This is a genomic window from Streptomyces rubiginosohelvolus (assembly GCF_014649875.1).
Classification (GTDB): Bacteria; Actinomycetota; Actinomycetes; order Streptomycetales; family Streptomycetaceae; genus Streptomyces; species Streptomyces rubiginosohelvolus.
Genome location: NZ_BMTW01000034.1, coordinates 1 through 6,523, shown reverse-complemented (window position 1 = coordinate 6,523; position 6,523 = coordinate 1). Strand labels below are relative to the sequence as shown.

The window sequence follows — 6,523 nt, the reverse complement described above, 5'->3', positions numbered from 1 at the left end:
CAGCCTCCTCGCCGGAGAAGTTGGGGCTCATAGGTATGAGCGTCCCTCGCTGGGCATCTGGTGACGGCCTGTTGCCCGCGCCCGGCACGGCGCGATCCCATCTCCCGCTTAGTTCCCCGGCCCTGGTTCTACCGTCCGCGCCCCTGCCTCGGTGCGGGGGCGGTCTGCCGGTGGTGCGCGCGGGCGGCGGGCTCGGCGGGGGCCGGCTGCTGGTCCGCGGCGGTGTCGGGGCCGGTGGTGGTGGAGCGGGAGCGGGCCGCCGAGGCGGAGACGCGGGGCCCGGTGGGCAGGGGCGCGTCCAGCGGTGTGGTGAGGGCGCCGTGAGCGGCGAGGAGCAGACGCTTCGCCGTGTCGGCGGGCGGGCCGGTGCGCCAGGCCGCGGTGTCGGGGGCGATGCGGGCCAGGTGTGCGGTGAAGGGCTCGCCCGCCTGGGCCATGGTGTGCATGCGGTGCGCGAGCAGCGGCCAGGGGCGGGAGCTCACCAGGAGCGCGGCGTCCCGCTCGGGCAGGGCCTCGTTGACCCGGCCCACCAGGAGTCGGTGAGCGCCGGTGCTGATACCGAGCTGGTCCAGAGCGCGGACACGGTCGGCGAGATCGAGATCGCGGGGAATCTTCAAACCCTCGGTCAACGGGCCCCAGGCCCGCCTCGCGTCCGTACTCACCGGCGGGACAGGTCGGACGGCCCACGGATCGGGCGCCGAAGCCGGAGCCGGCGCGGGCTCGGACCGTACGGCGGCCGCCGGAGCCGGGGCGGCCGCGGGTGCGGGCCGTACGGCGGGGGCCGGAGCCGTCGCGGGCGCGCGCGAGGGCGCGGTCCGTACGACGGACTCAGGCCGTACGGCGGGCTCGGGCGCCGGAGTTGGGGCGGTCGGCGAGGGGGCGGGCGCCGGGGCTCGGGGGGAGGTCCGGGCGGTGGCGGTGGCGACGGCCTGGTCGACGCCGAGGCCGGCGGCGTGGGCGTCGGTCAGGATCCGGGCGACGTCGACGCCCTGCTCGTGGAGGCGGCCCATCCTGGAGGCGATGTCCGGCCAGGCCGGGGAGGCGAGGATCGCGTCCCGGACCAGGCCTGCGGGCATGGTCCGGCGCAGGAGGTCGGCCCACCGGTCGGTGCCCTCCGCCTGGATGCGGGCGGTGTTGCGGGCGACGGCCTGCTCGACGGCGGAGGCCATGCGGCCCAGGTTCGGCAGGAACGTGGTGAGGTCGACGCCGGCCTGCTGGAGCGAGGTGAGGTGGCGGGCCATCAGCGGCCAGTCCGCACCGGCCATCAGACCGTTCAGAGCTCCCTCGGGCAGGACGGTGCGCAGCTGCTCGGCCGACCAGCCCCCGGCGAGTTCCTCCGCGTCCGGGCCGAGTTCCTTCTCCTTGCCCTGGTGGTGTTTCTGGGCGGCGCGGCGGACCGCGTCCGCGATCGTGAGGATCAGCCGCACCGACATCGCCGCGGCCTGCGCCGCCTCGGAGAGGGCTTCGGACAACGGCTCACCGGGCGGGGCGGCGGGCGTGGTCATGGTGGAGGCTCCTTCGTACGGTCAGCGCGAACGCCCCGGGCCCGGGTTCGGGTTCGGTCGGGGCGGTACACCGGTAACGGGCGGAGCCGCGGCGGGGCCACGCGTCGGGGCGGGTGTCACCCGTACGGTGCGCGGCACGCTCCGGGAGGCGCGGGACGGTCGGGTGGGTGGTGGTGTTCCGGTGAGGGTGGCGGCTTCGCGGAGCAGGGCGGCGGCCTGGGCGGCGGCCCGGGTCTGGGCGTGGTGGTGCTGGGCGCGGTGCCAGGCGGTGGCGGCCTCGACGGCTTCGACGAGCGCGATGAGGAGGTTCAGGACCGCGGGTGCGCCGCCGCCACGGGCTGTTCTCGGCGCGTGTTCCAGGGCTCGGGCGGAGGCTTTGAAGTGGGCGCGGGCGGTGCCGTGGAGGGTGCGGGTGCCGGGGGTCCGGGAGGCCTGCTCGAACGCGGCCGCCGCCGCACGAACCTGGTCGCGTACGACGGTCGGGGACGTCGCGGCAGCCGCCACCAGGAGGTCGCCGAGGGCGGCGACGTCACCGGCGCCCTCGGCACGGCCCGCGCGGGCGAGGAGGGTCGCGGCTTCGCGGATCCGGGTGTGCGCGCGGGCGAGATCAGCGGGCGCGATCATGGGGTGGAAGCGTTCACGGATCCGGGGCAGGGAGAGGTCGTAGGCGAGGGTCCTACCGGAGAACCAGACAGGCCTGCTGCCGCGGTCGGCGCGGTCGCCGGGCAACGCGACCGCGTACCCGTCCAGGGCGCCGTTGCCGTCGTGGTGCTCCCGCACCCGCACACCCGCGTCGCGCAGCCGGGTCAGGAAATCGGCGTCGTCCGCGGCAAGGGCGGCGGCTTCGCGGACGGTGCGCTGGAGGCTCTCCCGGGCGGACTCGGCAAGGCCGCGGCGGGTGGCCTTCTCCCGCTCCCCCGTGACCGGGGCTCGGCGCGCGGTCCGGTCCAGCAGGGACATAGGTGCCAGCCCCCAGGCGGTCTCGAAGGCGCGGACAGCGGTGTGCATGTTCGGGATGTCGCCGCGGATGCGGGGGTGGCGGCCGTCCTGGCGGGCGAGGGTCGCCACCAGGTGGATGTGGTCGTCCGCGTGACGGACCGCCACCCACCGGCAGGCCCGGGTATCGCCGTGAGGGGCGATGCCGGCGGCGGCCACCATCTCGGCGGCGACCGTCGCCCACTCGGGGTCCGACAGGACCCGGTCGTCGGGTTCGTTGCGGACGGAGACGTGCCACACGCGCTCGGCCGGGCGGGGTCCGCGCAGGGCGTCGACCGGGGCGTCCAGGAGGAGCGCGAGATCCGCGAGCGTCATACGGCCCGGGTTGCGGGCCGGGCAGGGCAGGCCGGGAGTCCAGGCCGCGACGAGGTGCGGGTCGGTGTGCTCCTCGTGGTTGCCGGGGCCGAAGAGGTAGGCCAGGAGGTCCGCGGTGCTCTCCCCGCCCTCCGCCTTCTTCGGCATCACCGCCCGCACTCCCCGTTCATGTCCGCGGGCGCCGTTCCCGCATAACCTGAACGGTCGCCTCGTCCACCCTGCCGATCGCCTCCAGAGCCTGCGTCAGAACCGTGCGGACCGGGTCCGGGAGAGCCCCGGTTCGGGGGTGTGCGGCAGAGCGGTACGGGGGCGGAGGGGTGGGGTGCCGGGAGCGACGGGGAAGGGCGGCGCCGGTGTCGCGAGAGCGTGCAGCGCGGCCACCGTTCCCTGTTCCCGGGTCAGGTACGGAGCAGTGAGGCGTGGATGCGGGCGATGGCCCGTAGCACCTCGTCACGGTTCCTGGCCTGCTGCATCCACGCAGGAAGACGTGCCACCACGGTCATCTTCCGGCCGTGGTCGTGCCAGGGGATCCCTTCACGCAAGGATGCCTGCACGAATCGCTTGACCAGGTCCAGGTGTTCCAGGTTGTAGGCCCATACCCAGCCGTGTCGGGTCTCGGTCTGCAGCCACAGCCGGACGCCGAAGTACGGGTCTCTGGCCGACCCGTACGGGTCTCGGTGCAGGACCAGGCCTCCACGGCGTGAATCCTTCGCCGTCCCGCAGTTCCGGCAGACCAGGCGCCTGGGTGTGAACAGGTTCTGATCACGTACTTCGGCCGGATCTTCCGCGGTCCCGACGTGTGCGGTCTTGTCGCAGTTGGGGCAGCGTACGAGGATGGACCCGAGGAAGTCGCATCGTGTACTGCGCGGGTCCCGGAACCGATGACGTGGGGAGATCGGGCTCATCGGGCCAGTATGTGAGCCAGGTGCCAAAGCCTCCTAGGGATTAAGTCCCAGGCCCAGGACTGTCCCCGGACTCCTGCAGGGGGCAGTGCCGGGCAGGTGCGGTCCGTGGTCACCGTGCAGGCGTGCACACTACAACCGGCCGATACCCCCGGAAGCACCGACGGGGCCGGGTGAGGTGGGGTCGGGTGAGGTCGGGTGAGGTCGGGTCGGGTGGAGTCGGGTGGGCAGTCGTAGCCGGGTTGTGCCGGGTCAGAGGCCGAACTCGACGTGCTCGATGTCCGTGAAACGGACCCGCTCCAGGGATCCGGCGCGGCGTCCGTCGTCCTGGAAGTACACGTCCCTGAGTCCCTCGGCAGCGATCTCCCGCAACCGCTGCTCGGTAGCCCCTTGCTCCTGAGCGTCGAAAAGACGAGCAGCATAGCGGGGCGGCAGGGCCACGGTCAGGTGCCGGATGCGGTTTTCGTCGGTCGTGCCGACCGGTGCGGTGTAGCCGATCCGGGCACGGGTGTCGATGACGATACCGCTGGTAGTGGCGGCTTTCTGCCGGGCCCTGGCCCGGATCTGCGGCTGCCACCGTTTACTGACCTCGTTCTCCAGACGGGCGGCGAGGTCCGGGCGGGGCTTTTTGATCTGGTTCTTCACGTACCGCTCCACGGTGCGCTGGGACACACGCAGCATCCGGGCGACCGCCCTGGTGCTCTTGAGCTGTCTGACCAGGTAACGCATCTGTGCGGGCGCGGTCCTGGGCGGGGGGCGGGTGAACGCCTGCTGCACCGCGGCGTCCAGGCCGTCGCCGAATCCGCTCATCGGCTGCTACTCCCCGTTGTCGGTGTGGGTGACGGTGCCGTCCTTGATGTACCGGGCCAGGTTCAGGCCGGGGGCGTCGAACTGTTCGCGGACACCTTCGCCCCACAGCACGCTCTGGGTGCCTTCGTGCTTGACCAGGCCTGGGTTGATGCCGAGCTTGAAGCCGCCGGGCAGCGGCTTGCCGTCCCGGTAGGGCAGGAAGTCCAGTGGGGAGGGCCCGTCGCAGGCGTAGACGGCGCAGTCCGAGAGGACCGCGACCGGGTACTGGCCGGTGAACGCGGCATGCTTGACGATCTTGCGGTGCATGTTGATCCGGGTGCGGGAGATGACCGCGGCACGGATGTCGGGGCGCCAGGTGGGCCGGGCAAGGGCCCGCCAGGGCTGCCCGGGTTTCCAGCCCTCGCCGCGGGGACGTTCACGCAGCTTGCCGATGCCGCCCTTCACGGTCGCCTTGATCGCGGACACGAGGGTCGCGAGCTGGGGGTCACGGTGGCGGTAGCCGTCCATCGCCGCGAGGAACTCCTGCGGCGGCAGGTCGGCGTGCACGCCGAGGTCGGCCATCGTAGCGAGGTAGGCATCACGCAGCCGCTGGTACCAGGCGTCCAGATAGCGGCCGTTGTCCCGGCGGACGTACGCCTCGACCGGGTGGACGTCGTAGCCGAGCTCCACCGCGTACGCCACGGTGGGTGTCGCATACCAGGCCGGGCCCGTCGGGCGCTCGCCCCCGGGCGTGAACGGGCTTGGCAGCAGGCTCGCGTCCAGTTGCGCCCAGGTGTCCTTGGCCACCCGCACACGGGACAGGTCGACGTGGGACAGGTCGACCAGCCAGGAGCCGGGCAGCTTCGCGTCGAACACGGGCTGCCGGACGTGCTCCGGCGCACCGAGACCGACCGTGAGACCGTTGGCGCCGGCGGCGAAGGCCATGTTCACATCGATGCCCACCAGGTGGGAGTGAAGACACTCGGTATCGGTGAGCGGGCGTGCCCAGTCGTAGGCCTCCTCCATCAGGACCTCCGCCGGGGTGCGCTGATGGAAGCGCGGCAGACCGGCCAGGAGCGGGTGCCCGTCGGGGGCCTCGCACGGCGCGCAGTCCACCGGGTCCCTGCCCAGCGACCCGGGGTTGTGCTCCGAATACCGCTTCCCGGCCGCGTCCGGCCGCGAGGCACGGGTCGGCGGGTGCAGGGCGGTCATCAGTTCCAGGCCGGTCACGGCCGTCGATCCGCGCGGTGTCATCACCCGGGACGCGTACAGACCCAGCAGCCGGGCCAGATCAGCCGGCGCAAGCTGGGCAGCGCCGGCCCAGTGCCGGGTGTCGAGCGCGTCCCACGACGGGATACACACCTGCACGCAGGATCGCTCCGAACCCTGCGCGGGGCGGTAAACCCGCCCCCACGGCCCGAACCCACGTTTGGTCAGCTGCCAGTTCGCGCGCGTCAGCTGCTTGATGACCTTATGGCCCTCCGGAATCCGGCCGGCCAGACGCTCCTGCTCCGTCAAAGCGACAGGCAGGCCGTAGCGCTCCAGCGCGGCCTCGGTCAAAACGAGCAGCGGGTCGGCGTCCTTACCGGAGCCGGACAACTTCGGCTGACCGAGCCGCGCCTCGCGCAGCGCCCACTCCACCAGCGCGGGAAGCGACTTCGCCGGCACGTCCAGGACCAGGCCGCCGACACAGTACGCCAGCACCTGCCCCTCGACGGCATCGACGACAGCGAGCGGACCGTTCTCGAAACGCGGATCGGCCCCGACGGCCGGGGCAGCTGTGCGGGCAGGGCCCGCGGGCGGACGCCGTGACATCGGCCCGACCCCAGCCGGCGGGCGCGGTGCACCCGCAGAGACACGGGCTGGGGCGTGGGGGGTCGTGCTTCCGGGCTCCGCCGCCGGACCTGCGAGTACGGCCCGGGCCCTGGCCGGCTCCACTGCCGACGGCGCAGCAGGCGGCGCAGCAGGCGCTCGGGAGGCCACCGTGTCCTGCGTCGGCTCGACTGCCGACGGCCC

General features: G+C 73.2%; 5 protein-coding genes. All 5 read right to left on the bottom strand.

Translation table 11 applies throughout. The features are described 5' to 3' along the window. Positions 1–128 precede the first annotated feature (128 nt). Positions 129–1,505: a hypothetical protein gene (locus tag IE134_RS34505; RefSeq protein ID WP_268248518.1), complete on the bottom strand. Its 1,377-nt coding sequence runs from the start codon at positions 1,503–1,505 to the stop codon at positions 129–131. Positions 1,506–1,526: 21 nt separating this feature from the next. After that, positions 1,527–2,963, bottom strand: a complete 1,437-nt coding sequence (locus tag IE134_RS33890; RefSeq protein ID WP_189432852.1) for a mobilization protein — start codon at positions 2,961–2,963, stop codon at positions 1,527–1,529. A gap of 251 nt (positions 2,964–3,214) precedes the next feature. Next, positions 3,215–3,721 carry a hypothetical protein gene (locus tag IE134_RS33885; protein WP_179888335.1) on the bottom strand — a complete coding sequence of 169 codons (507 nt, stop codon included), beginning with the start codon at positions 3,719–3,721 and terminating at the stop codon, positions 3,215–3,217. Positions 3,722–3,970: 249 nt separating this feature from the next. Next, complete coding sequence (tpg, locus tag IE134_RS33880; RefSeq protein ID WP_030719895.1) at positions 3,971–4,528, bottom strand: telomere-protecting terminal protein Tpg; 558 nt, start codon at positions 4,526–4,528, stop codon at positions 3,971–3,973. Between the two features lie 6 nt (positions 4,529–4,534). After that, the coding region (tap, locus tag IE134_RS33875; RefSeq protein WP_373301894.1) for a telomere-associated protein Tap at positions 4,535–6,523 on the bottom strand (1,989 nt) is incomplete at its 5' end.

What these genes read in the sequence shown, in the direction of transcription:
- IE134_RS33890 (WP_189432852.1), bottom strand. Translation starts at nt 2,963, where the DNA reads ATGCCGAAGAAGGCGGAGGGCGGGGAGAGCACCGCGGACCTCCTGGCC.
- IE134_RS33885 (WP_179888335.1), bottom strand. Translation starts at nt 3,721, where the DNA reads ATGAGCCCGATCTCCCCACGTCATCGGTTCCGGGACCCGCGCAGTACA.
- tpg (WP_030719895.1), bottom strand. Translation starts at nt 4,528, where the DNA reads ATGAGCGGATTCGGCGACGGCCTGGACGCCGCGGTGCAGCAGGCGTTC.
- IE134_RS34505 (WP_268248518.1), bottom strand. Translation starts at nt 1,505, where the DNA reads ATGACCACGCCCGCCGCCCCGCCCGGTGAGCCGTTGTCCGAAGCCCTC.